The following is a 25833-nucleotide window of genomic DNA, read 5'->3' as shown; positions in this document are numbered from 1 at the left end:
TTGGAGGAGGGATTCGTTCCCTAACACAAATCCGAATTACGGCAGACTTAAACGTCTGACCGCTACAGTATGTCTACGGGAGGACACCTATGACTATCAAGTATTTCGCCGCTTCCGCGGTATCCGCAGTCTGTCTCGCCGCTCCGGCGCTGGCTGAAGTTGATTTTTCAGGCAAGACAATCGAGTGGGTTATCCCCTTCTCGGAAACCGGCGGCTCCGCCAAATGGGCAAACTTTTTTGCGCCTCTTCTGTCCGAAGAACTGCCGGGCAAACCCACTGTCGTCGTAAAGTTCATGCCGGGTGCCGGTTCGACAAAAGGCGCCAACTGGTTCCAGGAGCAAAAGCATGACGAGGGCACAGTTCTGTTTGGCACCTCCGGCTCTACCCAGTTCCCCTACCTGCTGGACGATCCGCGTGTGCGTTACGAATACAGCGACTGGCATCCTGTGATGGCGTCAGGCACTGGCGGGGTTGCGTATCTGAACCCCACAGATGGCGAGAAATTCGACGGGACAGCCAATAACCTCAAAGACATCAACTTCATCTACGGCTCGCAGGGCGCAACACGTCTTGATCTCGTTCCGTTGCTGGCATGGGAAATGCTCGGCATGAACGTAGAGCCGGTTTTCGGCATCAAGGGACGTGGCGATGGCCGTCTGATGTTTGAACGCGGCGAGGCCACGATCGACTATCAGACTTCGTCAAGCTACCTCGGGGCTTCTGCCGATCTGGTTGAAAAAGGTCAGGCCGTACCGATGATGACATGGGGCGCGCTGGACGAAGATGGCAACATCGTTCGTGACCCCACCTTCCCGGACATCCCGACATTCAAGGAAGTTTGTGAAGCCACCGACGGCTGCGAAACCTCTGGCGAGGCATGGGACGCTTGGAAAGCCTTTTTCATCGCCGGTTTTCCGGTGCAGAAAATCGCCTTCCTGCCAGCAGGTACGCCTGAAGATGTAATCGCGACCTACACAGCGGCTTTTGACGCAGTGCGCAACCGCGACGATTTTGCCAAGATCGCTGAAAAACGTGTCGGGAAATACCCTGTCTTCGTAGGCGAAGGCGCGGCCAAAGCGACACAACGCGGCACGACAGTTTCTGCAGAGGCGAAGGCCTTTGTGACCAACTGGCTGCAAGAAGCATATGGCGTCTCGCTGAAATAAGCGGAACCCTCCCGGCCCCGGGCAATCCCGGGGCCTTCCCTTTAATCTAACATTTTGAGGTCGGTGCGATGGATCTGCTCGCAACCGCTCTGCCTGCGCTTGGTCAGGCATGGGCTCTAATTCTGCAACCTATGGTCCTGGGATATCTGGTGCTAGGCGTGGTTATGGGCTTAGCGGTCGGGGTTTTTCCCGGCCTCGGTGGGATCGCGGGACTATCCCTGCTTTTGCCCTTTATGTTCGGCATGGATCCGGTGCTGGGTCTGGCGCTGATGATCGGCATGGTCGCAGTGGTTCCGACATCGGATACATTTGCCTCCGTTCTTATGGGTATTCCCGGCTCCTCGGCCAGCCAGGCCACGGTGCTTGACGGCTTTCCGATGGCCAAAAAGGGCCAAGCCGCGCGGGCGCTTTCTGCGGCGTTCACCTCCTCTCTTTTTGGCGGGCTGGTCGGCGCGGCTTTCCTGACAATGTTTATCGTCGTGGCGCGGCCTATCGTGTTGTCCTTCGGCCTGCCCGAGATGCTGATGATCTCGATCCTTGGCCTGTCGATGGTGGCGGTTTTGGCAGGGCGCGTCGCGCTCAAGGGACTGGCTGCGGCGGGCCTTGGCCTGCTGATCGGCACCATCGGCGAAGCCGACGCGGGCGGCTCATTGCGGATGGCGACCTATGACATCCCATACCTGACTGACGGGCTGAAACTGGTGATTGTTGGCTTGGGCATCTTCGCCGTGCCAGAGATCGTATCGCTCCTGCGTCAAGACCGTGCCATTTCAAAAGAAGCCAAGCTTGGCGCGGGCTGGGGTGAAGGTGTGCGCGATTGGGTTGCGAACAAATGGCTTTCGGTGCGCTGCTCGTTGATCGGCGTTGTGGTTGGCGTCATACCCGGCCTTGGTGGGTCAGTCGTTGACTGGATCGCCTACGGGCACGCGGTTCAAACCACGAAAGACAAGTCGAACTTCGGCAAAGGCGAAGTGCGCGGCGTGATCGGGCCGGAAAGCTCGAACAACGCGAAAGAGGGCGGCGGCCTGGTTCCGACCCTGCTCTTTGGTATTCCCGGTTCCGGCTCTATGGCGATCTTCATCGGGGCTATTGCCCTGCTCGGGTCGGGCGAAATCGAAGTCGGCCCCTCAATGCTGCGCGACAACCTCGACATCACCTATTCCATCGTCTGGCTTCTGGCGCTGGCCAATGTTGTGGGCACGCTGCTGTGCATCGCGGCCTCGGGCGGCATCGCCAAGCTGACCACGATCCGCTTTACCTACCTTGCGCCGTTCCTCTTCATGCTGATCTCCTTCGCGGCGTTCCAGTCCGGCCAGAACTTCGAAGACATCCTTGCGCTGTTCGTGATCGGCCTCATCGGTATCTTCCTGCGCCGTTTCGACTGGTCGCGCCCTGCCTTCCTGATCGGCTTCGTTCTGTCCAATCCGGTCGAGAAATTCTCGAACCAAGCCTTCCAGATCGCCTCTTTCCGGTTTCGGAAATCCTTTGAGGAAGGGATGGAGTATATTTTCTCCCCGATCGTCATCGTGCTGTTGATCGTCACCGTGGTGTCGGTTGTGCTGGGTCTGCGTCAGGCCAAATCGATCATGGCCGAAGGCGATGTGCAATCCGGCTCCAAACGCGCGCCGCTTGTCTTTCTACTGCTGATCATGGGCTATGTCGTAACTGCGCTGGTCAACGCCTCGCTGATCCCCGACTACAATATGACCGACAAGATCGTACCGCTGGTAGTAGGGGGCATCGCGCTGACCGCATTGCTGATCCTGCTGGTTCAGATGATCCTGCGCCCCGAAAGTGACCCGATCTTTGCAGACAAGGAAGTCTCGGGCGAGGACGCGGATGCGCCCTACGGGTTGTGGAGCACGCTGGCGTGGTTTGTAGGTCTGATCGTCGCCACATACTTCGTCGGATTTATCCTCGCACTCTTGGGCTTTCTGGTCAGCTTCCTGCGGGTCCGCGCGCAGGCCCATTGGCCAAAAACCCTGATCCTGACAGCCTGTGGCATTGCGCTGATGTGCGTCATGGCCGGTGCGCTCAACCGCGACTTCCCACCCGGTCTGTTGCAGGGCGCAGTCGATCTGCCTTGGCCACTGAACTGAGGAGTATGGAAATGACACAGACAGCAATTCCCTTTCTCTTCATGCGCGGCGGCACTTCGCGTGGGCCATATTTCAATCGCGCGGTTCTGCCCGAGGATCGTGAAACTCTGGCCGAAGTACTGCTCGCCGTTGTCGGCTCCGGCCATCCGCTGAACATTGACGGTATCGGCGGCGGCGCGGCGGTGACCACCAAGGTGGCCATGCTCTCGCCTTCGGACGATGACTGGGCCGATGTGGACTATTTCTTTGCCCAAGTCTCGGTCGAGGATCGGCTGGTCGATTTCAAACCGACCTGCGGAAATATCCTGTCGGGCGTTGGTCCGGCAGCAATCGAATTGGGCCTTGTCCAGCCTGCGGGCGATGTAACGGAGGTGAAAATTCACGCCGTTAATACAGGCGCAAAAGTATTGTCCAAAGTGCAAACCCCTAACGGTGTGTTGACCTATGACGGCAACACAGAGATCGCTGGCGTGCCCGGTGCTGGCGCTGCCGTGGCGCTGAACTTCATGGGGGTTGTCGGGTCTTCAACAGGGGCGTTTTTACCCACTGGCAACATCCGCGATACCTTTGACGGGATCGAAGTCACCTGCATGGATGTGGCCATGCCGATGGTTATCGCCCGCGCCGCGGACTTCGGCCTGACCGGTTATGAAAGCGTTGCCGAACTTGACGCGAACACGGATTTCTTTGCGCGAATGGAGGCAATTCGCCTTCAGGCCGGTGCCGCCATGGGCATGGGCGACGTGATGAAATCCGTCACGCCAAAATTCGGCATGCTGGCCCCTGCACAGGGCGGTGGCACCATCGCAACCCGCTATTTCATGCCGTGGAACACGCATCCTTCCATGGCCGTGACTGGTGCGCAGTGCCTTGCATCCTGCGCGCTGACACCCGGTAGTGTGGCGGATGGTCTGCTCGAACGCCCCACCCAAAGCCCTGCCGAAGTGGTGCTTGAACACGCCTCTGGTTCGATTGACGTGCTGGTGGATTACGACACTTCGAAAGGGTTCGCGCTGAACTCTGCGGGGCTGGTGCGGACGGCGCGCAAGCTGGCGGATGGCTGTGTCTTTATCCCCTCGCGTATTTGGGAGGGTCACTGATATGCCTGTGATGAACCTGCTTGTCGCCTTTAACGGTTCCGATGCCTCCATCGCAGCGCTGCGTTATGCCGCGTCACTGGCCAATCGGCGCGGGGCCCATGTGACTGCGGTCCTCGCCCATGCCGCACACGAAGTGATTGACCGCCGCTCGCGCTGGATCCCCGAAGAGGCCCGAAAGTTGCTGGCGGATGCCAACAGCGAAATCGTGGCCGAGGTCACACGCCAGTTCGAAGACCTGCGCCCCGCGCTTGGCCTGGGTGACGCGTTGGATTTTCGCGACGAGACAGGCCGTGTTGACACATTGCTGTCAGAAGGCGCGCGCTACTATGACATGCTGATCGTCGGCGCCCGCGCCGAAACCGATGACGCCCATGTGACCCACCACCCGGATCGCATTGCGTTACAATCCGGGCGTCCGGTGATCGTAGTTCCGGCGGGTTATGATGCGGGCGCGCAACACAGTCACGCAGCATTGGCTTGGGACGGCGGGCGCGCCGCCGCGCGGGCGCTGTCCGACAGCCTGCGGCTGCTTGAAGCCGAAGGCCGGGTCAGTGTTCTGACGGTCGGGAAACGGACAACACGACCGATCAGCGATCTAATGACTCATCTTGACCGCCACGGCGTCGAAGCGGTGCATGAAAACTTCCCCGCCACCCATTCTGTGGCGCAGACACTGCTGTCTTATTGCGAACGCAATGATCCTTCACTGCTGGTCCTCGGTGCTTATGAGCATTCCAAGTTCCGCGAAGATTTTCTTGGCGGGGTGACCGGCGAAGTGCTGGATAAGATCAGGATTCCTGTACTGTTGTCCCACTGAATGAAATGGCGACCACCTGCCAAAGATGTGATACCGCGCACCCTGACCTGTTCTTCCCGCACGAACAGATCGGCAAAGCGGTTAACGAATTTTACCATAGGGTACTGCAATGAAAGTCCATATTCTCGACGACTGGTTCGACACCCTGCGCGGGCTGCCGTGTTTTGATCTGCTGGCAGGTCACGATGTGACTGTCTGGACGGACCATCAGCCCGACGAAGCCATCCTCGCCGACCGCTTGCAGGATGCCGATTGCGTGGTGCTGTTTCGCGAACGCACCAAGGTTACGCGCGGGTTACTCGAACGGCTGCCGAACCTGCGTCTGATTTCGCAACGCGGTGCCTATCCCCATGTGGATGTCGCGGCCTGCACCGATCAGGGCGTGCTGCTCTGTTCCAACAAAGGCGCAGACGGGGCAAACCATGCAGCGGCAGAGCTGACGTTCGCGCTGATCCTTTCGGCCATGCGGCAACTGCCGCAGCAAATGGCCAGCGCCAAGGCGGGCAACTGGCAAATGGGCGTCGGGCGCAGCTTGCGCGGGCGGCGGCTGGGGCTTTACGGCTATGGGCGCATCGGACGTGTTGTAGCTGACTACGCCCGCGCCTTCGGGATGGAGGTCATCTGGTGGAGTTCCGATGCGGGGCGCGCGCGGGCACAAGCCGACGGCGAGACTGTTGCCGAAAGCCGTGCGGCGTTTTTCGGGTCATGCGACGTGGTTTCGCTGCATCTGCGGCTGACGCCAGAGACTCGGGGCAGCGTCACTGCGGAAGACCTTAACGCCATGCCACCCCGATCGGTCCTTGTGAACACCTCGCGCGCCGGACTGATTGCCGAGGGTGCTTTGTTGCAAGCGCTCAACACCGGCCAATTGGGTGGGGCAGCGGTGGATGTTTTTGACGCAGAGCCGTTGACCGACCCGTCTGATCCGCTGCTGTCGCACCCCAAACTGATCGCAACGCCCCATATCGGCTTTGTAACCGAAGACGAATTCGACAAGCAGTTCGCTGACATCTTTGCACAGGTAAACGCCTACGCGGACGGTGCGCCGATCCACATGATCAACCCTTCCGTCTACGGGCAATAAAGCTCGCAACCAGTGGCGCGCCGACGATGACCAGCACGATGCGGGTCAAATGGTGGGTAATGACAAAACCCAGATCAGCGCCGGTTACAATGGCCAGAACCGTCATTTCGGCCTGCCCGCCCGGCGCAAAGGCAAGGAAGGCCTCGACCGGTTCACCCAATCCCGCAGCAGTGACAAACGCCGTGAAACCTGCGGCCAGAATTGCCAGCACCAGCACATAGGCGATACCCGCCAGCACCACCCTAGTCAGCTCGCCCCATGTTACTCCCAGAAAATGTACGCCGATCCCGCAGCCGATAAAGAACTGTGCAGCAAGGATGGCTTCGGCCGGTGGACGGGTGTGGATCAGACCGGACAGCGACAGCACAGCAGTGACAATCATGGGGCCAAGGATGGACGCACCGAACAGGCCGATCCGCTCCCCCCCTTTCCAGCCGATCAGGGCTGCGGCGACCATCAGGACCATCTCACCCGGCGGTAATTCGACCATTGGCGCACCGATGGGATTGGTCAGCCCTGCCCCGTAGGCCAGCGTCAGAAAAGCAGGCGCAAGGGTGACGATAATCAGCACCCGTGTGGCATGGATCAGCGACAGCGCACGCGGGTCGCCCCCTGCTTCTGCGCCAAAGATCACCATATCCTGCAAGCCACCCGGCATCGCGGCGTAAAAGGCCGTCGGCACGTCGAACCCCCAGACATGCCGAAAAAACGGCACCCCGATTAGCCCGATCAGCGCGATAAATACCGGCACCAGCGCCACGGACAGCGCCATCTGGGGGAGTTGGTGGAAAAGTGCAGGCGTTATCGAGGCCCCGACCGCCACGCCAAGGATCGTACGTGCCGCGACCGAGACCTGCCCGAAACCTTTGATCGGCACATGGGACAGTGCCGCAACAAGACAGGCCGCCATGGGGCCGAAAAGGAATGGAAGCGGCAGTCCGAGCCACCAGAACAGCCCCGTACCTGCACTGGCGAGGATCAGGGTCAACGCGCGACGGCGGCTTGCTTGCGAGAAATCTAGAGAGGCCAACATTACCTGTCCTTCCGGTCTTGACTCATTATTGCATACTCTTGTATCCAAATGTATGCAATAGGCTGGGAGAGACATTTCATGAGTGACGAAAACCGTACACCGCAGGGCAACTCCGTCTATGCACGCCTGATGGAAGAGCTTCGCGCCGGACGTTTGAATCCGGGTGACAGGCTGCTTGAGACAGAACTGGCCGAACGTCTGGGCGTCTCCCGCACCCCTGTGCGCGAGGCGATCCGCCAGCTAGAGGCGGATGGGGTCGTTGCCCATATTCCACGTCAGGGGGCGAGCATCCGCGCGCTGGATTATGCCGAGGTGATGGAACTTTACGAAATGCGTGCCGTGCTGGAGGGCACCGCCGCACGGCTGGCTGCCCGTGCTGCCTCGGACATTGAAATCGAAGAATTGCAGGACATGAACCAGTCCCTCGCTACTTTGGGCAATGCGCCCGAGGCTTTTACCCTTAACCGTCAGTTCCATGCTGCCCTGCTGGACGCAGCCAAGAACCGCTTTCTGACCCGATCAATCCATACACTGCAAAAGACGCTGATGATCCTTGGGCCGACGACACTGACCGACCCAGCCCGCGCCGAACTGGCGGTGGAAGAACACTTTGGCATTCTTGACGCGATCAAGGCCCGCGATGCGGCCCTCGCCGAGGCGGCCATGCGGGCGCATATCGAAGCGGCTCAACGGGTGCGGGTCCGTGCCTTGCGCGCGCAACCATCCCGTACCGAAACCTATGACGGAGACCTGTTGTGACCGACACGCCCGATATTGTTGTCATCGGCGGTGGAAATGCCGCGCTTTGTGCAGCGATCACCGCCGCCGAAAAAGGCGCCCGTGTGCTGATCCTAGAGACCGCACCGAAACCTTATCGGGGTGGCAATTCCCGCCATACACGCAACTTCCGCTGTATGCATCATGGCCCGCTAGGCCCTTTGGTGGAAAGCTACACCGAAGATGAATACCTCGCCGATCTGATGAAAGTGACGGGCGGCAAGACCGACGAACAGCTCGCGCGCCTCGCTATCCGCACGTCCGAGGAATGTCTGCCGTGGATGGAAGAACATGGCGTGCGGTTCCAGCCCTCGCTCTCTGGCACCTTGTCGCTTGCACGTACCAATGCCTTCTTCCGCGGTGGCGGCAAAAGCCTTGTGAACGCCTATTACCGCACCGCTGAACAGTTGGGGGTGGACGTGCTTTACGAAGCTGCCGTAACCCATCTGGAACTTGACGGCGACCGGGTGGCGCGGGTGGATTATACCCACGAGGGCAAGGCAAAGAGCCTTTCGCCCAAATCCGTTGTTGTCGCTTCCGGCGGCTTTCAGGCCGATACCGACTGGCTGGCGCGCGCATGGGGGCCAGCGGCGAAGAATTTCCTTATTCGTGGCACGCCCTACAATCGCGGCGTAGTACTGGCGGATCTGCTGGACCAAGGCATCGCACAGGTGGGCGACCCCACACAATGCCACGCCGTCGCCATCGACGGGCGCGCGCCAAAGTTCGACGGCGGGATCGTAACGCGGCTCGATTGTGTGCCCTTCTCCATCGTCGTAAACAAGGACGCGCAGCGATTTTATGACGAGGGCGAAGACGTCTGGCCCAAACGCTATGCCATCTGGGGCCGTCTGGTGGCCGCGCAGCCGGATCAGGTCGGTTATGTCATCATTGACGCTAAATCGCTGAACCTGTTCATGCCTTCGGTTTTCCCGCCAATCAAAGCCGATACGCTGGCAGAACTGGCCAAAAAGATGGGCCTGCCGGCTGATGCGCTGGACAAGACAGTGGCCGAATTCAATGCCGCCTGCGGCGAACAAAGCGGCTTCCACCCGACCGAACTTGACGGTGTGGCGACCAGCGGAATCACCCCGCCCAAGACCAACTGGGCGCGACCCATAACAGAGCCGCCGTTCTACGGCTATTCACTCCGCACCGGCGTCACCTTTACCTATCTCGGGCTGAAGGTGGACGAAAACGCGCAATGTTCCATCGGCGACCGGCTGGTCAGTAATCTTTGGGCGGCGGGCGAAACCATGGCCGGCTCGATCCTCGGTCAGGGGTATCTCGCCGGTTTTGGCATGACCATCGGCACCGTTTTCGGACGTATCGCAGGCAAGGAGGCCGCAACCCATGCAAACTGATTTCCTTCAGGAAGCCCGCCGTCAGGCCGAAATCTGCAATGCCTGCCGCTATTGCGAGGGCTATTGCTCTGTCTTCCCCGCTCTGCAGGCCGAACGTGCCTTCTCTGACGGGGATCTGACGCAACTGGCGAACCTCTGTCACAACTGTCGCGGCTGCTATTACGCCTGCCAGTACACCGCCCCGCACGAATTCGCGCTGAACCTGCCGCAAGCCCTTGCCGACGTGCGTCAGGACAGTTGGGAGGAATTCGCCTTTCCCCGCGCAGCCGGGAAAGCCTTCCAGAAAAACGGCTTCGCTATTGTGCTCGCCACTGTGTTGGGTTTTGCCCTGCTGTTCTGGGCGGCCCGTGCGCTGGCCACTACAGGGGGCGAGGGTTTCTATGCGGTGCTGTCCCATAATGCGATGGTGGCGATCTTCCTGCCCGCCTTTCTGTTTCCGCTGCTCAGCATCGCTATCGGTCTGCGCCGGTATTGGCAAACGGTGGGCGGTGCCCCTGTCCGCCTGTCGCACTTGAGCGGGGCCATCTCCTCTGCTGCCAATATGCGCAATCTCAAAGGCGGCCACGGCGACGGCTGCAACTTTGAAGATGAGGACCGTTTCACCCATGCCCGGCGCTATGCTCATCAGGCGATCATGTACGGGTTCCTTTTGTGCTTTGCTTCGACCAGCGTGGCGACTCTGATGCATTATCTGCTAGATATGCCCGCCCCCTACGGTCTGTTCTCTGCGCCAAAGGTTCTTGGCCTGTCCGGTGGTACTCTGTTGGTACTGGGCTGTGGCAAGATGATCTGGCTGAAGCTGCGCGCGGACACATCCCTTGGCGCGACCAATGCGTTTGGCGGCGAGATCACCTTCACAGGGCTGCTGGGATTTGTCGGGCTGAGCGGGCTCTTGCTTTATGCAGGGGGAAATTCCGGCTGGATGCCGGCCCTGCTGGCGATCCATCTGGGCGCGGTGCTGGCCTTCTTCCTGCTGACCCCTTTCACCAAGATGGCCCACGGGTTTTACAGGATGGCAGCCCTGGTGCGGGATGTGCAACGGCGCGAGGCAGGTTAACGTCCAGCGCACGGGGCCGCTGGACGGACTGATCGTGCTGTTCCAAGAACCGCGTTCCTAGATCGGAAACGACACAGACTGAAATGTGCGGCTTTCGCGACGCAGAGTGGCGGGCCGTTCCGACGGCAATCCGATCAGAAAATATGCGAGATGCTCGCTCCGCCATCCTGCGACACGACCTGCCCCGACACAAAGCTTGCATCGTCGCATGTCAAAAGCATCGCCATTCCGGCGACCTCTTGCGGGGTGACTTTGCGCCGCGCAGGCGTGACGCGGGTCCAGTCTGACACGTGTTCGGGGTCAGGGACCATCCCTGCCGAAACGGCACCGGGCGCCAGGGCATTTACCCTGATCCCGTATTCGGACAGTTCCGTTGCCATAACCCGTGTCATGGCCTCTATTCCGGCTTTGGATGCCCCGTAAGCCAGCCGCCCCCTGACGCCGTATTTTGCATGGATCGAGGAAATGAACAGGATCCGGCCACCGGTTTCGACCATCTTGGCCGCAACAAGCTGCCCCACCCGAAAGCTGCCCAGCAGGTTCACATTCAGGACTTCTGAAAACTCTGCCTCCGTCATGGACAGAAGTTCACTGGCGCGAAAAATTCCGGCCGAATGGACCAAAACGTCAATTCCCCCGAGAATTTCTTCGGCGCTTTCAATCGCATTTGCTACAGACAGACCATCCGCGAAATCGGTTTCGATCCAAGGAACGCTATCGCTTGGCGCCCGATCAAGATTCACCACACTGTCTCCGCGCGCTAAAAGCGCAGAGATGATGGACGACCCCAAAGCACCGCTGCCGCCGGTGACAATTGTTCGTAAAGGGGGCTTAGTCAATTTCCACATCCGTTTGCAGCTGGAATCTTTCCGGATCAAAGGTCGCCACGGATATTTCCATCAGGACAGAATTGGTATCGTAAAGCTGCGCGACAATCCGCAAGGCTGGCGCGTCAACGTCCAGACCGATGATACCGGAGATTTCGGCAGGGCAGCGGATCGCCTGCGTTGTTTGGCTGACACGCTCTACGGTAATCCCGAATGTCTCTTCTATCGTACGAAACACCGAAGGGCCGCTGCGTTCAAGAACATGCTCGATCGCGGCGTAGCGCGCGGGCACGTAGATCTGCGTGCTGTTGAAAGGTAGCTTTTCGCCCGGCAGGGTGCGCGTGCCGCTGATCTCCAGCCAGAGATCGGTTTCACTTTCGTAGCCGCGGAGTTGGGGAATTGCATCGGTGCGAACGGTCTGCGTTCCTGTTAGCAGTAGCTCTGTATCCCGACCTAGACTCAGCAATTCATGTAAACCGGTGGTTCTCATGTTAAAGCGGGATTGCGGGCGATCTGCAATTATCGTCGTGCCCGCCCGTTTCCTGCGTTGCAGGACGCCCTGACGTTCAAGCTCGGTATAGGCAAGCCTGAGCGTGGAGCGGCTGACGCCGAGTTCATTTGCATATTCCGCTTCCGGCGGAAGCTTTTCTCCCACACGCAGCTTGCCCGCCTGTATCTGTTGCAACAGTGTGTCAGACAGTTGTTGGTGTAAGGTCGTCATTGCAATGTCCTGGGCAGCCAGAGTGCCAGTTCGGGGAATATTGCGAGCAGTATAGCAAAGCCAAGCAATATGCCAAAGAAAGGCAACGCCGCCCTGGCGATCACACCGATACTTTCGCCTGTTTGGGACTGGATCACAAACAGGTTGAACCCGATCGGCGGTGTGATCTGGCTGATTTCAACGGCCACCACAACAAAGATGCCAAACCAGATCGGATCAAACCCTGCCGCTGTAATCAGGGGCAAGGTGATCGGAAGGGTCATCACAATGATCGAGGTTCCATCAAGGAACATGCCCAAGACAGCGTAAAACACCAGCAGGACCACGATCAACGCCAAAGGTGACAGGCCGAAAGCGGCAATCTGGGCTGCAATGGCCTTGGGTATTCCCAAGAAACCGAACGCGGAATTCAAAAGGGCTGCACCAATCACAATCAGCCCGATCATCGCAGAAGTGCGCACAGCGCGGCGTCCGGCGGCAATCATCGAACCGATACTAAACCGCCCCATCACGACAGAAATCAGAACCGCCCCAAGCACACCTAAAGCTGCAAGTTCACTCACACTCGCAAAACCGAGATAGAGCGCGCCCATGATCGTGCCAATCAGCAGGGCGATAGGGCCGATATCACGCAGCCCGCCCAACAACTCGCTCCGCGTCGGGCGCTCTGCAAGGGGTTGCGTCCCCGATACAGTCTGGTGGATGGCAATATAGGTCATGTAAAGCGCAGCCAGTGTCAACCCGGGGATCACGCCAGCGATGAACAGTTCCAGAATGGATTGTTCTGCCACGACACCATAGATGATCATGATTATCGACGGCGGGATTAGAAACCCAAGCGTCCCGGCCCCGGCAAGTGAACCCATGGCGAGATTGCGGTCATATCCGCGGGCTTGCAGTTCCGGCAGGCTTACATTGCCCACAATCGCTGTTGTGGCAGCAGATGAACCGGAGACAGCCGCAAACAGTGTCGAGCCGACCACATTCACGTGCAGCAAGCCGCCCGGCAAGCGACCAACCCACGGAGCGAGCCCCGAAAACAACGACCGGCCCAAACCCGCGCTGACCAGAACCTCGCTCATCAGAATAAAGAGTGGCAGCGATAGTAAAGGTGTCGGGATCATCGCCCCCCAGATCACCCCACTGCCGAAAATATCCATCGGAATGTTGGGCTTGAAGATCGACAGCATCAGATAACCTGTCGCGAACAGGGACAGGCCGATCCACACCGAACCTGCAAGCAGAACAACGAACAAAAGGCAGGCTACGACGGCTATTTCAAACATCAGCGGGTTCCTTGTCTTCGCCGCGCCACTCGAACTGCCGGTTGGTAATCCGGCGAATTACCCGCGCAAGCAGGTCCAGCCAAAGCTGTGCAAACCCCCACAGAATAACGGCCTGCGGTATCCAGAGCGGCGTCTTGGAAACCGAGGTGGCAAGAATATTGCGGTCAAACGAAACAGAAACTTTCGTCCACATGGCCTCCACGATTGCAGCGACAATAACCAGTGCAACAAGGTTCGCCAGAATATCCACCCATCTTGCCAGCCCTGCAGGCAGCTTCTCGGTCACCAGCGTGATCCGCACGTGCACGGCGGTTCGGATCGCAGGTCCGCAGGCCAGCGCAAAAACGGCTGCCATTGCGTATTGGCTGAATTCCCAAGTGAAAGAGAAACTGCGCGCTTGTGCACGGGCTACGACCTCGGTCAGCATCAATGTGCAATACCCGAAAATCAGAGCAACGGCTGCAAACTCTGCAAATCTGGACAAACGGTCTATGAGGGTGAGAAAAAGGTTCATGATGATCGCAACGCGCAGGGGCGGGTAATCCCGCCCCATAGCATCTGATTACTTCCCTGTCTCTGCAGCATAGGCTTCGACTATGGCCTCTGCTTCCGGAACTGTCTTGAAGAAGTCGGCCCACATTGCCTTGCCAGCTTCGGCCATTTTGGCCTTCAAGCTGTCATCTGCCTCGCTAATCACCATGCCGTTTTCAACGAGAACTGCCGTTTTCGACGCATCTTCCTGTGCGGAAGCCGCCCAAAAATCCGCTTCCATTTCATCGGCAAGCGTCTGGATGGTTTCGCGCTCCTGATCGGACAGCCCGTTCCAGGCATCAAGATTCACCGTCACCGCATCCGGCGACATGGACCAGTTCAACGGATTGAAATTGCCTGTAAACTGGTACAGCTTGGAATTTGCCCCGGTCGAGGTGGACGTCGCCACACCGTCAACTGTTCCGGCGGCCACGGCTGTTGCCAGTTCTTCGAAAGGCAATTCAACCGGCGCTGCGCCCATCTTTTCAAGGAAGGTGAAGGAGGTCGCATTAAACGACCGTATCCGCAGGCCATTCATGTCGTCGGCGCTGACAACCGGATCTTTGGTATAAACACCGGGGGACGGCCATGGAACGTAGTAGAGAACCTTCTGATTGTGACGCTCAAATATCGCGTCATAAGTCGGCCCCGCCACTTCCAGCCATGTCTTCATCTCGTCCTGCCCTTGAATCAGGTAGGGGAGCGTATCGATACCTAAAAAGGGCTCTTCACCGGCTTGCAGGAAAAGCAGCATATCGGCCATCTGGACGATACCGTTTTCTACAGCGGACAGTTTTTCGGTGATCTTCACCCCTGTCTCACCAGACAGATGAACAGTGATATCGACACTGCCATCTGTTGCTTCGCGCACTGCATCGGCAAACGCAATCGCGCTTTGTGCATGAAAGTTGTTGGCACCCCATGCTGTCGTCAGATCCCATTTGGTTTCGGCCAGAGCCGCTGATCCCGCAATTGTACATGCAGCCGTAGCGGCAAAAATTCTGGTCATAAGTGTCATTATTAATTCTCCCGTTGTGTGGTTTTCGTTACTTCGACTTATAGAATGTTCGGGTGGCCTCCAGAGAGACGAGCCCGTTGGTTAGATCTTGATCCAGTACCTGATCCGGACGGGTGGTCGGGTCGCCAAAGCCGCCGCCACCGGGTGTCTGCAAAATCACGCGCTCCCCCGCGGGAATTTTGTACATGCCCTTGTCCGTCACCTGTGTCCCATCGCTGATGGAAACCTTGCCTGTTGCGCCTTTTCTGCCGCCTTGCCGCCCTTCGGGACCGGCCCGCAGACGCTCGAATGCAGCCGCAGACATGAACATGTCCTCGTTTATCCGCGACCCGATTTCGATACGTTGACCCAAGCCACCACGATAGCGACCGGCTCCGCCACTGTCACAAATGAACTCTTTGGAGTGATAGATCACTGGCGATGCCACTTCGGCAGCCTCTACCGGCACAGAGCCTACACCAGAGGGGAAGGCTGTGGTGGACAACCCGTCAGAGTGCGGCCGTGCGCCCATGCCGCCAAGGGCGACGTTCAGGGATGTGAAGGGCGTTTTACCCGCACCGGAAAGCGACAACGTCCATAAGGCGCCCGCACTTTCTGCAAGAACTTCTCCGGGCAAGGCTTGTTCCAGACATCCCAGCATCAGATCAGGCAAGGCCTGACCGATCACATGGCGCGCGGACACGGGGCTGGGCCGTTCGGCACTGACCACGAGCCCCGGCTCTGCCGTTATCGTGATCGCATCAAGCGAAGCCTGATTGTTGGGGATTTCAGGTGTCAGCAGCGCACGGATACCGAAAGACGCATAGGCCGCGCTGTAGTTCAGCGGACAGTTGATGCCGCGCCCCACCGCAGGTGAAGACCCCGAAAGGTCAACCGCAATAGACCCGTCGGATATTGTCATCTTGGCCTTAAGCTCAATCGGGGCATCATACCCGTCCAGCATCATTGTGTTTTCATAGACACCCGCCGGTGCGCGGGCCAATGCCTTCTTTGTCCCGATAGCGGACCGTTCAAAGATGAAGCTGGCAACAGCGCGTAAATCTGAAAGCCCGTATTCCCCCATCAGATCCAAAAGGCGGTTCACGCCCGTATCGTTACAGGACAACAGGGACAGGATGTCGCCTCGCGCTTCATGGGGAACGCGGGAATTTGTCGTTACGATCGCAAGAAGGTCTTCGTTAAGCGACTTTCCGCGACGCAGATACATAACAGGAAATGTCACGCCTTCCTCGTACACGGAATGTGCCTCGGCAGACCAACCGCGGCCGCCAATATCCACGATGTGGCTGGTCGAGGCGAGGTAGCCCACAATCTCGCCATCCAGAAACGCAGGGGTGACGACAACAAAGTCGAACACATGTCCGGCCCCGAGCCAGGGATCGTTTGTCACCAGCACATCGCCCGGATTCAGCTTCTCAGCCGGAACGAATTCCAGCATCGCGCGGACGGAGGCAGCCATCGTGTTCACATGCCCCGGTGTTCCCGTTACCGCTTGCGCCAGCATATCTCCGTTCGCGTCAAAAACACCGGCAGAAAGATCGCCTGCCTCGCGCACAATCGCGCCAAAGGCTGCCCGCATCAACGCGTTTGCCTGTTCTTCACAGACCGAAACCAACCGGTTCCACAACACGTTTTGCGCTACGATATCCAGCTTGCCGCTCATGCTTCGCTCCGATCCAGAATAAGATGCCCGTGATCCGAGGCGCGCACATTCCAGCCAGGACGAACCAAAGTGGTCGTCTGGTCTTCGGTCACAACCGCAGGTCCTTGAATGATGTCACTACCGAGCGATGACCGTTTCAATATCCGGTAGGTCACCTGTTCCTGCGCGGCCAGATCGAACACCTGTCGGGTGACAACACCGCCGCTCCCCGTCTCCGGCTCGAAGGGTTGGGACTTTGGCACGGCCCTTTCCCGTGCGGTGACACTGACAGAAACCAGTTCAATCGGGATATTATCCAGCGTGAAGCCGACAAGGGCTTCGTATTTGCTGACAAATTCCGCCTCCAGTCCGGCAACATCCATCTCAAAGTTTTCAGCCGCATTTTCCAGAGCAATCTCTAGCCCCTGCCCCTGGTATCGCATCTCGACTTTCACGCTCGTATCAATCCGATCTGCTGGTACGGCTTCCTCCACGATCGCGCGAACATCCGAAAGCTGATCCGCAACTCTTTGCGACAATCCGGCGGCGTCGACACTCTGCAATAGCGCCATGACAGAAATTGCACTTTCGAATGCTACAGGTGAGCGTAAGAAGCCAACGGCCGATCCGACACCCGCATTTTGTGGCACGATGATCCGTCTGATACCCAGTTTTTCCGCAATCCGCGCCGCGTGAAGCGCACCGCCACCGCCAGACACCAAAAGGTCGAACGAGGCGATATCATGACCAAGTTCTATGCCATGAACCCGCGCTGCATTCGCCATGGTTTCGTCGGCAAGCTCGACAATCCCTGCTGCTGCAGTCGCCGTGTCCGCAATTCCCATCGGCTTTTGCACGTGCTGCGTGATCGCGGCGGGGGCATTTTCGGGCGTCAGGGAAATCATACCGCCAGCAAACCCTTCCGCGGCAATGTTTCCGACCGTCAAATGAGCGTCAGTAATCGTCGCATTTTCGCCGCCCCTGCCATAGGCGGCAGGACCGGGATCAGACCCCGCGCTGCGCGGACCAACCTTCAAACGCCCGAGCGAATCCACGCCCGCGATAGAACCACCCCCCGCGCCGATTTCCACCAGTTCTACTGTTGGAACACGTACAGGCAGGCCGCTGCCCTTCACATCCCGCCACGCACGGGCCACTTCAAAGCGCCGCGTTGTTTGCGGGTTGCCGTCACTGATAAAGCAGATTTTGGCCGTGGTGCCGCCAATATCGAGCGACAACGTTCTGTTAGAACCGACCTCCCGTGCAACATGGGCCGCCAGAGCCACCCCACCGGCCGGACCGCTTTCCACCAATCGGATCGGATACCGCATGGCCTGTTCAAGCGTGGTCAACCCGCCACCGGACAGCATCATCAGGAAAGATCCATCAAAGCCCAACTGGTTCAGTTCCGACTTCAGCGCGCCCAGATATTTCGACATCAATGGCCGGACATAGGCATTTGCACAAACTGTCGAGAACCGCTCGAACTCACGGATTTCGCAGGCAACATCGGAACTTTTACAGATGGTAACAGTGTCACCCAAAGTCTTGTGCAGACGGTCCGCGACATAGTCTTCATGTGACGGGTTGCGGTAGGAATGCAAAAAACCGATCGCAACCGCCTCTACGCCTTCGCTTTGGATCTTGGCCGCCAAGGCGTCTATCTCAGCGTCTTGCGGTGCCTGCAAGACCGATCCGTCGGCCAGAATCCGTTCCGGCAATCCCAACCGGAGCGGGCGTGCAACCAGTGCTGCCGGCATTTCGATGTTCAGGTCATACTGCTCGAAGCGCTTCTCGTAACGCATATCGAGAACATCCCGAAACCCTGCTGTCGTTATAAACGCCGTCTTTGCGCCCCGCCGCTCGATCAGCGCGTTTGTCGCAAGAGTTGTACCGTGAATAACGGCCGTAATGTCGGCGTAGCTCTTGCCCAGTTGCGTCAACAACCGGCTCACCCCTTCAAGAGCACCCCTGTCGGGGGAATCCGGCGTAGTCAAAACCTTGACCGAGGACAGCCCCGTCTCTGTTTCTGCAACGACATCAGTAAATGTGCCGCCAATATCTATCGAAATCTTTACCATGGATTTATAAAGTACGTACTTTAAACTAAAGTCAATACTTTAATTTACTGATACAACTTTCAAAACGGCCGCCAAACACGGCGCCCTACCAGTTTGAACGCAAAGCAGGCCCCAAACAGCAGCGGTCCCGTTTCGGAGCTCCGAAACAAACGCATTGCAAACCGGAACGCATTCAGATGTTTTTGCATTGCGTTTTGCCTTACAACTCAACGGCAGGCACTCACGGAGCAAAGGTCTTGATGAAACCCGAATGAAAGTAACTATTAGCCAACTCCGCGCCTTTATTGCTGTTTCCCGTGAGCGGTCTTTTACCCGCGCGGCAGAAGTGCTGAAAATGTCCCAACCCTCTGTTACGACGGCGATCAAACAACTCGAAGAAGCGCTTGGCCTGACCCTGTTTGACCGCACGACAAAGACGTTGCGCCTTACCAAACCAAGTGAAAAGTATCTCCCGATACTTGAGCGGATTCTGAACGATCTTGAAACAACACTGTCCGATCTCCACTCGGCAGCCGAGGGAACGCAAGGGACGGTATCTGTCGCTGTGCTGCCTTCCATTGCGACCAATATCCTGCCCAACACAATTAAAAGCTTTTCGGCAAGCTATCCGGATGTTCGCATATCCCTGCGGGACGACAATTCGTTTGGCATCAAGGAACGCGTGGCCAACGGGGAAGTCGATCTTGGCGTGGCGGGCAAGACAGAGCCTTTTGACGGCCTTTCGTTCGAGCCTCTGTTACGTGACCCTTTTGGTGTGGTGGTGCATAAGGCGCATCCTTTGGGTCAGGACAAAAGGCCGATAACCTGGGCGGAACTGGAGGGGTTCCCCTATATCTCGTTTGCGCAGGATACAGGGATACGCCCGATTCTGGACACTCTTGAAACGGTGCCCGCGAATGTCGCTGTTCCCTGGATCGAAGTCTCCAACATAGGAACGGTCCTGTCACTTCTTCAAACGAACCTCGGAATCGCAGCTCTGCCGCAAATGTCGGTAAATGCGATCGAAAGTGACGTTGTATTCCGGACGCTGCTTGACCCGCCACTGTTCCGGGAGTTGGGGATCATTACGCGAAAAGGCCGGTCCCTTGCACCGACAGCACAAAAATTTGTTATGCATATAAAAGATGCATTACGCCCAAACTGGCAGCGCTGACCCCTGATCAAATATCCAAAATCTATCCAAATATAAGCATTGTCTATATATATAGGATTTTTATCGGACAAAGTTATAAATTCTGTTGTCCGATGCGGACAGCATCGGCTTAGATTTGAGTCTAACCTAGAGAGGCTTCAAATGACTCACACTCTTAGACACCGTATTGCGATGGCTGCCACCGGCGTTCTTGCAGCGGCTTCAATTACTTTCGCAACAGCGTCATATGCAGATGATCCCGATTTTCTGAACATTGGCGGCGGCCCGAGCGGCGGCACCTTTAACGTTGTGGCCACAGGTCTTGGCGATCTGATGCGTCAAACCTTCCCCGACAGTATTATTGGCGTGCAACCCGGTGGTTCCGGCCCCAACCTTCTGCGGGTTTCCGCAGGCGATGCGGATCTTGGCATCACATCCGCAAGCAATGCCGCGGACGCGTGGGCGGGTCTTGATCCGGCAACACCAGACAATCCGATCCAGAATGTGCGCGGGCTCATGACCTTCTTCCCGAGTGCGATCCAGATCTGGGTAGATGCAAAATCCGACATACAATCTATTGAAGACCTTGTTGGCAAACAAATCAGTGCTGGCCAGCCCGGCCAGACATCTTGGAACGCTTTCAACAACCTGCTCACTGTTCATGGCATGACAATCGATGACCTTGAGGCAGACGGTGGCAAAGTCCATCACCTGAGCTGGAAAGAATCCCAGAACGGTTTGCGCAACGGCCAGTTGGACGCGGTGATGTGGGTCGCGCTCTACCCGCATTCCACAGTTCTGGCGACCGAAGCCGCCAGAGAGCTCCGAGTTCTTGAAATTGCCGATGACAAAGCGGATGCCTATCTTGCCGAATACGGAGGCGGCTTTGAAAAAGTGACCCTGCCCGTAGGTCTTTACAAAGGTCAGGCAGAACCAGTGACCTCTGTTGGCACCAAGACATTCTTGTTTGCTTCTGATGCAATGTCAGACGACACTGCATATAAAGTGACATCAAGCATCTGGAACAATCTGGACAAATTTCAGAAGACCCATGCTTTGCTGCAATACATCGATGCGGATACAGCGGGCCGCGGCATGCTCGTTCCAATCCACCCCGGTGCGGCCAGATTCTATGAAGAACAAGGCATCGAGATGGATAAAGCGGCTTTGAAATAAGCGCTTTTGCTCTCGCAAGGGCCTCCCGCCTTGCGAGAGCCTGTTCCCTTATATCTGTAGCATCAGCGCGCTGGATCGCTGATTGAACCCCCACTCAATGACAGGAAAAATGGCCCGATGACCGTCAATCTGGACAAAATAATAGCCTTCCTTGCGGTAACAATGGCCCTGTTTCACCTGTTGGTGGCCTCGCCATTTTTTCTGTTCCCCGACCTGATCGTGCGCGGGGCGCATCTGCTCTTTTCACTGGTACTGGGCTTTCTGATCTATCGTTCGGCGCGGGGTGGATTTCGCGCTTGTATCGACTATGCACTTATTGCTTTATCGGTGATCTGTGTGGGGTATCTGATCGTCAACCACTCTTCGATTGTGGTGCGCCCGCCGTGGACCCGCGCGGCAACACCGTTCGAGTTGTTCGTCGCCCTTGGTACAGTCTTCGTGGTGCTTGAAATGACCCGCAGGTCACTTGGCATGGCGATCTCGGGGCTATGCCTGTTCTTTATCGCTTACGGTTTCGCCGGTCCCTACCTGCGGTTCGTAGATTTTCTGCGCCCGCTTGCCCACAAAGGTGTGGGGATCAACGAATTTGTCGATCAGATGTATTTCAGCTTTGAGGGTATCTTCGGAGTCGCCCTTGGTGTTTCAACGGATTTCATCTTTCTGTTTGTTGTCTTTGGTGCCCTGCTGCAGGTTATCGGCGGCGGTGACTTCTTCGTGAATGTCACCAAGTCGGCAACGGGTTCCACCCGTGGCGGGCCTGCCAAAATGGCGGTTGTCGCCAGTGCTTTGATGGGCACCATGTCCGGCAGTTCGGTCGCCAATGTTGCGACCACCGGTGCCATTACCATCCCGATGATGAAGAAACTCGGCTACCCCAAAAACTTCGCCGGCGCGGTTGAGGCTGTCGCCTCGACCGGCGGTCAGATCACCCCGCCGATCATGGGTGCCGCCGCCTTCCTGATGGCTGCAATCCTTGGCATCAGCTATCAGGAAGTGATCACCGCTGCCGTTCTTCCGGCGTTTCTGTTCTTCGCGTCATTGTTCGTTGCAGTCCATTGGGAAGCACTCAAACACGGGTTGCAGCCATTGGCGAAAAACGAGAAGGGGGCAACGTGGCGGGAATTCAAGGCAGGTTGGACATTCCTGCTGCCTTTGGTCCTGATTATGACGTTCCTGTTGATGGGCTACACCCCGAGCCTCTGTGCATTTTACGGGGTTGTCGCAACAATCATAACGCCGTTCCTGCGCCGCTCAACGATGGTCTCGCCAAGCGTGATCGCGAACGGGCTGGAGTTCGGGGCACGGGCCGCCGTTACCGTTGCAATAGCCTGTGCTTCGGCAGGGATTATCGTCGGGATCGTTCAGATTTCTGGGCTGGGCTTTCGCTTCAGCAGCCTTGTGATCGCCTTTGCTGACGGCAATCTGTACGTTGCCTTGTTCCTCGCGATGATTGCAGCATTCATTTTTGGCATGGGCATGCCCACAACCCCTGCCTACATAATTCAGGCAACCCTGGTTGCACCTGCGCTGGTTGAACTGGGGGCAGATCCGCTCGCTGCGCACCTGTTCGTTTTCTACTATGCTGTGCTGGGACAAATCACACCACCTGTCGCGGTGGCTGCCTTTGCCGCCGCACCAATTGCCGGAACAAGTGCCACATCTGTGGGCTGGCGCGCATTTGCCTTGGGCATTCCGGCCTATGTCATTCCGTTCCTGTTTGTCGCAAATCCTGAATTGTTGGGACAGGGGGAATGGGGCGCGTTGTTGTTGGTGCTGATACGCTCGGCCATTGCAATCATCTGCCTGTCGATTGCGCTGACTGGCTGGATGGGCGGACGTGCACTGGGGTGGATCAGCCGGGGACTTCTTCTGTTCGCCGCCGGGCTTCTCGTTACACCGAACCCGTTGCTCAGCGCCGCAGCCCTGGCAGTGATTGCCGCAGTCTGGGGGCTCCAGCGCTATGGTTCGCAACATTCTATCAAGGAACCCGCACTCAATGACTAATGTGAAACAGCATGAACCGGCCGCGGACACACAGCTGAATTCAATCATCAAAAACCTGCCAAAACCCGAAGGAACAAAATACCCCTACGATTTGGTCACCATAGAAGGACATACGGCCTATGTGGCGGGGCAAATTCCGAAGAAAGATAGCGGGTTGGCATATGTCGGTGCCGTTGGCACGGGCATTTCAGTACGGGATGCGGTGGATGCCGCACGCATCTGCGCGCAACAGGCCATGAGCTGGCTACATCATTCAGCCGGAGGTTTGGAGAACCTGAACAGACTGCTGCGCGTTACCTGCTATGTTGCCCATGATGATACTTTTCAAGATATCTCTGCTGTGGCGGACGGAGCGTCCAACTGTTTAATTGGCGCCCTCGGGGCCAAGGGGCGGCACACCCGGTCCGTGATCGGAGTAAAAAGCCTTCCCAGAAACGCGCCTGTGCTGATTGAGGTTACAGCCGCCCTGAAAAGGCCCGTTTGATCTAGGAACCGGCCCCAATAGACGCTCGACTGCCTTACAGCTACCCTCCCGCACCCATGATTTTGCGAATGGTACCCAATTCTTCTTTTACCAGCGCGGCGAAAGCTTGTGTTGCGGCTTCGGCGCGGTCGGCGCGGACGTGGAGTTGCAGGGGGATTGGGACGGTCTGGTCGCTCAGGGGGCGTTCGACACAACCTGATGTGTTAAGCTGGGCAATGCAGGCGGGGGCGAGTGTGACGCCAAGACCGGACCCCACAGCGATCAGCACCGCCTGCATGGAGTTTGGCTGCGCCAGAATATCGGGCGAAAATCCCGCGGCATTGCACACACTGACAACCTGATCGAACAGATCCGGCGCACCGTCCCGTTGGAACAGAACGAAGGGATGGGACGACAGCGCAGAGACCGGAAGGCAGGGTTCCGACGCCAGCGCATGACCGTCCGGCAGGAAAGCAACGAGCCGGTCCGAATAAATGTCCCAGCTTTCAAACCGGTCCGCCATTGCCGGGGGAAGCGGGCGGGACAGGGAAACATCGAGCCGGCCGGCCATCAGTGCTTCGGCCAGTTCGCCGGCAGTCATTTCCAAAAGCGAAACCTGAATTTGTGGAAAACGTGCTGAGAACTCCCGAACAAGAGCGGGTAAGAACGCTTGCACAGCCGAGCCTAGAAACCCGATACGCAGCCGCCCCAATTCACCGGTTCCCGTCCTTTGCACCAGAAGGCGTGCGCGTTCTTCTTGGGCAAGGATCTCTGTAGCTTCGCGCAACAAGGTTTCACCGGCAGCCGTGATCCGCACTTCGCGGGTAGAACGCCAGAACAGGCTGACACCCAGTTCCTCTTCCAATTCGGAAATCTGGCGGCTGACAGCAGGCTGCACCATGTTCAACTGGCGTGCCGCCGCAGAGAAGCCTTTGAGATTTGCGACGGCGACAAAGGTTTTGAGTGTTCGGATTTCCATGTCACCACTTATACAGATACTGTATAATTATCATCAATAAGTAACATTTCTCTTATTGGTTTATCCCTGTTACGCCCCCGTAAAAGCTTAAATACCCATCGCAGTTGAAGGCAGGCCCCTGTGACCGCCAGATACCGTTTAGGAGACAATTTCTTGTCCAGAACCCCTGTCCCAACGCCATTGTCGCGTCCTTTACTGCTGCTTATGGCAACAGCTATCGCCGCCACTGTGGCCAATCTTTACTACAACCAACCTCTGCTTCCTTCGATACAGCAGACCTTCAACCTCGGGGACGGAGCTGTGGGTATAATCCCTGCCGCCACGCAACTCGGGTACGCTGCAGCGATCCTGTTGATTTCTCCTCTGGGCGATGTGATGAGCCGCCGCAGTCTGATCGATTACCTGTCGATCCTGCTGACGCTGGCATTGCTTGCCGTTTTCGCTGCACCCGATTTGTTCGTTCTGGCAACCGCGTTCTTTGCCGTGGGTCTGGGCGGGAATATTACCCAGCAATTACTGCCCATCGGCGCATCTCTTGCAGAACCGTCCCGCAAAGGGGCTGTCATGGGAACGCTTATGACAGGTTTGACCATCGGCATCCTGTTGTCCCGTACTATCAGCGGTTCAATCGCGGAATACTTCGGTTGGAGATCAGTGTTCCTGGTCGCTGCCGGTTTGGCCGCGCTGTTTGGCATTCTTCTGCGCCGGAATCTTCCTGACAACAAACCCAAGGTCTCACTGCCTTATCCGGCCCTTATTGCATCAATGTTCGGACTGATCCGGAAACACAGATCCCTACGGGAAAGTGCGCTGACCGGCGCATTGTGGTTTGCCGCTTTCAACGCGCTTTGGGCAACGCTCGCCATTCATGTCACGGATGTCCCGTTTTCCTACAGCGTTCAGCAGGCGGGTCTGTTCGGACTGGTTGGGATGGCGGGAATTATCGGCGCCAAACTAGCCGGCCGGATGGTAGACACGTTCGGCCCCGCCCGGATTATCACTGTCGCGCTCGGGCTGGTGGTGTCATCCTTTGTGGTTCTGGCCGTATCGGGCGACAGTCTCATCGGACTCATCGTCGGGATCATCCTGTTGGACATCGGTGTGTTCGGCGCACAAATCCCCAATCAGGTAAGGGTTTTTTCCATTGATCCCGACGCACAAAGCCGGATGAACGCGGTCTATATGCTTGCCTATTACATTGCTGCGGCAGCGGGCTCTGCGCTTGGCGTCAAAGTGATGAGCGTCGCGGGCTGGCATGGTATGACGTTGTTCGGACTGGCGCTGGCCGGTCTGGCACTGGCCCATCATATGTTGCGGCAACGGGCGCAACGGATCGCTGAACAGACAGTATAGACGGCCCCTTTCTGCAAGAGAAACTGCCGCTTTGTCGGCAAGGGGTGTCAGGCACGGTTTTTGCCTGGCTCCCCGCCCCTGCCCTCACGACTTTTACGCGTCGCTTTGGGCTTTCACAAAACC

At 57.6% G+C, this 25833-nt stretch carries 22 protein-coding genes; 13 read left to right on the top strand and 9 right to left on the bottom strand.

Features of this window, described 5'->3' with window-relative positions; genetic code table 11:
* Nucleotides 1–89: 89 nt before the first annotated feature.
* The 5 genes from C0U40_RS12865 (at nt 90) to C0U40_RS12845 (ending at nt 6266) form a co-directional block, all read left to right on the top strand.
* The gene (locus C0U40_RS12865; protein WP_101656205.1) at nt 90–1166 is read left to right on the top strand and encodes a tricarboxylate transporter; all 1077 of its coding nucleotides are present in this window, start codon (nt 90–92) and stop codon (nt 1164–1166) included.
* A 68-nt stretch (nt 1167–1234) separates the two neighbouring features.
* Nucleotides 1235–3265, top strand: coding sequence for a tripartite tricarboxylate transporter permease (locus tag C0U40_RS12860; protein WP_101656204.1), 2031 nt, complete (start codon nt 1235–1237; stop codon nt 3263–3265).
* Nucleotides 3266–3276: 11 nt separating this feature from the next.
* Nucleotides 3277–4365 (top strand): 4-oxalomesaconate tautomerase, encoded by a 1089-nt coding sequence (locus tag C0U40_RS12855; protein ID WP_101656203.1) that lies wholly within the window; start codon nt 3277–3279, stop codon nt 4363–4365.
* A gap of 1 nt (nt 4366) precedes the next feature.
* The gene (locus C0U40_RS12850; RefSeq protein ID WP_101656202.1) at nt 4367–5182 is read left to right on the top strand and encodes a universal stress protein; all 816 of its coding nucleotides are present in this window, start codon (nt 4367–4369) and stop codon (nt 5180–5182) included.
* A gap of 109 nt (nt 5183–5291) precedes the next feature.
* Nucleotides 5292–6266, top strand: a complete 975-nt coding sequence (locus tag C0U40_RS12845; RefSeq protein ID WP_101656201.1) for a D-2-hydroxyacid dehydrogenase family protein — start codon at nt 5292–5294, stop codon at nt 6264–6266.
* On the opposite strand, the gene C0U40_RS12840 is transcribed toward C0U40_RS12845, so the two are convergent.
* Nucleotides 6241–7299 (bottom strand): AbrB family transcriptional regulator, encoded by a 1059-nt coding sequence (locus C0U40_RS12840; protein WP_101656200.1) that lies wholly within the window; start codon nt 7297–7299, stop codon nt 6241–6243. The genes C0U40_RS12845 and C0U40_RS12840 overlap by 26 nt on opposite strands.
* A gap of 78 nt (nt 7300–7377) precedes the next feature.
* On the opposite strand from C0U40_RS12840, the gene C0U40_RS12835 reads away from it, so the two are divergent.
* From C0U40_RS12835 to tcuB, 3 genes are read left to right on the top strand one after another with little or no spacing between them, the layout of a single operon-like run.
* Nucleotides 7378–8058, top strand: a complete 681-nt coding sequence (locus tag C0U40_RS12835) for a GntR family transcriptional regulator (RefSeq protein WP_101656199.1) — start codon at nt 7378–7380, stop codon at nt 8056–8058.
* Nucleotides 8055–9440: an FAD-dependent tricarballylate dehydrogenase TcuA gene (gene tcuA, locus C0U40_RS12830; RefSeq protein WP_101656198.1), complete on the top strand. Its 1386-nt coding sequence runs from the start codon at nt 8055–8057 to the stop codon at nt 9438–9440. Before C0U40_RS12835 ends, tcuA begins: the two co-directional genes overlap by 4 nt.
* Nucleotides 9430–10497, top strand: a complete 1068-nt coding sequence (gene tcuB, locus C0U40_RS12825) for a tricarballylate utilization 4Fe-4S protein TcuB (RefSeq protein ID WP_101656197.1) — start codon at nt 9430–9432, stop codon at nt 10495–10497. Before tcuA ends, tcuB begins: the two co-directional genes overlap by 11 nt.
* A gap of 134 nt (nt 10498–10631) precedes the next feature.
* Here tcuB and C0U40_RS12820 read toward each other — a convergent pair whose 3' ends face one another.
* The 7 genes from C0U40_RS12820 to C0U40_RS12790 are packed head-to-tail and all read right to left on the bottom strand — an operon-like array spanning nt 10632 to nt 18603.
* Nucleotides 10632–11336, bottom strand: coding sequence for an SDR family NAD(P)-dependent oxidoreductase (locus C0U40_RS12820; RefSeq protein WP_180957695.1), 705 nt, complete (start codon nt 11334–11336; stop codon nt 10632–10634).
* Nucleotides 11329–12045, bottom strand: coding sequence for a GntR family transcriptional regulator (locus C0U40_RS12815; RefSeq protein WP_101656195.1), 717 nt, complete (start codon nt 12043–12045; stop codon nt 11329–11331). Before C0U40_RS12815 ends, C0U40_RS12820 begins: the two co-directional genes overlap by 8 nt.
* Nucleotides 12042–13331, bottom strand: coding sequence for a TRAP transporter large permease (locus C0U40_RS12810; RefSeq protein ID WP_101656194.1), 1290 nt, complete (start codon nt 13329–13331; stop codon nt 12042–12044). Before C0U40_RS12810 ends, C0U40_RS12815 begins: the two co-directional genes overlap by 4 nt.
* Entirely contained in the window at nt 13324–13884 is a 561-nt protein-coding gene (locus C0U40_RS12805) for a TRAP transporter small permease subunit (protein WP_101656193.1), read from the bottom strand. Before C0U40_RS12805 ends, C0U40_RS12810 begins: the two co-directional genes overlap by 8 nt.
* A gap of 9 nt (nt 13885–13893) precedes the next feature.
* Nucleotides 13894–14880, bottom strand: coding sequence for a TRAP transporter substrate-binding protein (locus C0U40_RS12800; protein WP_101656192.1), 987 nt, complete (start codon nt 14878–14880; stop codon nt 13894–13896).
* A 28-nt stretch (nt 14881–14908) separates the two neighbouring features.
* Nucleotides 14909–16543, bottom strand: coding sequence for a hydantoinase B/oxoprolinase family protein (locus C0U40_RS12795; RefSeq protein WP_101656191.1), 1635 nt, complete (start codon nt 16541–16543; stop codon nt 14909–14911).
* Nucleotides 16540–18603 carry a hydantoinase/oxoprolinase family protein gene (locus tag C0U40_RS12790; RefSeq protein WP_101656190.1) on the bottom strand — a complete coding sequence of 688 codons (2064 nt, stop codon included), beginning with the start codon at nt 18601–18603 and terminating at the stop codon, nt 16540–16542. The genes C0U40_RS12795 and C0U40_RS12790 overlap by 4 nt, the downstream gene beginning before the upstream one ends.
* A gap of 250 nt (nt 18604–18853) precedes the next feature.
* Between C0U40_RS12790 and C0U40_RS12785 the strand changes: the two genes are divergently transcribed.
* The 4 genes from C0U40_RS12785 (at nt 18854) to C0U40_RS12770 (ending at nt 23399) form a co-directional block, all read left to right on the top strand.
* On the top strand, nt 18854–19756 hold the full coding sequence (locus tag C0U40_RS12785; RefSeq protein ID WP_101656189.1) for a LysR family transcriptional regulator: 903 nt from the start codon (nt 18854–18856) through the stop codon (nt 19754–19756).
* Nucleotides 19757–19897: 141 nt separating this feature from the next.
* Nucleotides 19898–20911, top strand: coding sequence for a TAXI family TRAP transporter solute-binding subunit (locus tag C0U40_RS12780; protein WP_101656188.1), 1014 nt, complete (start codon nt 19898–19900; stop codon nt 20909–20911).
* Between the two features lie 117 nt (nt 20912–21028).
* Entirely contained in the window at nt 21029–22915 is a 1887-nt protein-coding gene (locus C0U40_RS12775) for a TRAP transporter permease (protein WP_101656187.1), read from the top strand.
* Nucleotides 22908–23399: a RidA family protein gene (locus C0U40_RS12770; protein ID WP_180957693.1), complete on the top strand. Its 492-nt coding sequence runs from the start codon at nt 22908–22910 to the stop codon at nt 23397–23399. Before C0U40_RS12775 ends, C0U40_RS12770 begins: the two co-directional genes overlap by 8 nt.
* A gap of 40 nt (nt 23400–23439) precedes the next feature.
* On the opposite strand, the gene C0U40_RS12765 is transcribed toward C0U40_RS12770, so the two are convergent.
* Nucleotides 23440–24357 (bottom strand): LysR family transcriptional regulator, encoded by a 918-nt coding sequence (locus tag C0U40_RS12765; protein WP_101656185.1) that lies wholly within the window; start codon nt 24355–24357, stop codon nt 23440–23442.
* A 153-nt stretch (nt 24358–24510) separates the two neighbouring features.
* Between C0U40_RS12765 and C0U40_RS12760 the strand changes: the two genes are divergently transcribed.
* Nucleotides 24511–25710 carry an MFS transporter gene (locus C0U40_RS12760; protein WP_219619797.1) on the top strand — a complete coding sequence of 400 codons (1200 nt, stop codon included), beginning with the start codon at nt 24511–24513 and terminating at the stop codon, nt 25708–25710.
* Nucleotides 25711–25833: the final 123 nt, after the last annotated feature.

Origin of the sequence: Neptunicoccus cionae, from assembly GCF_002860325.1 — a bacterium.
GTDB lineage: Bacteria > Pseudomonadota > Alphaproteobacteria > Rhodobacterales > Rhodobacteraceae > Amylibacter > Amylibacter lutimaris.
The sequence above is the reverse complement of the archived record's forward strand: the minus strand, read 5'-3'. Positions and strand labels throughout refer to the sequence as shown.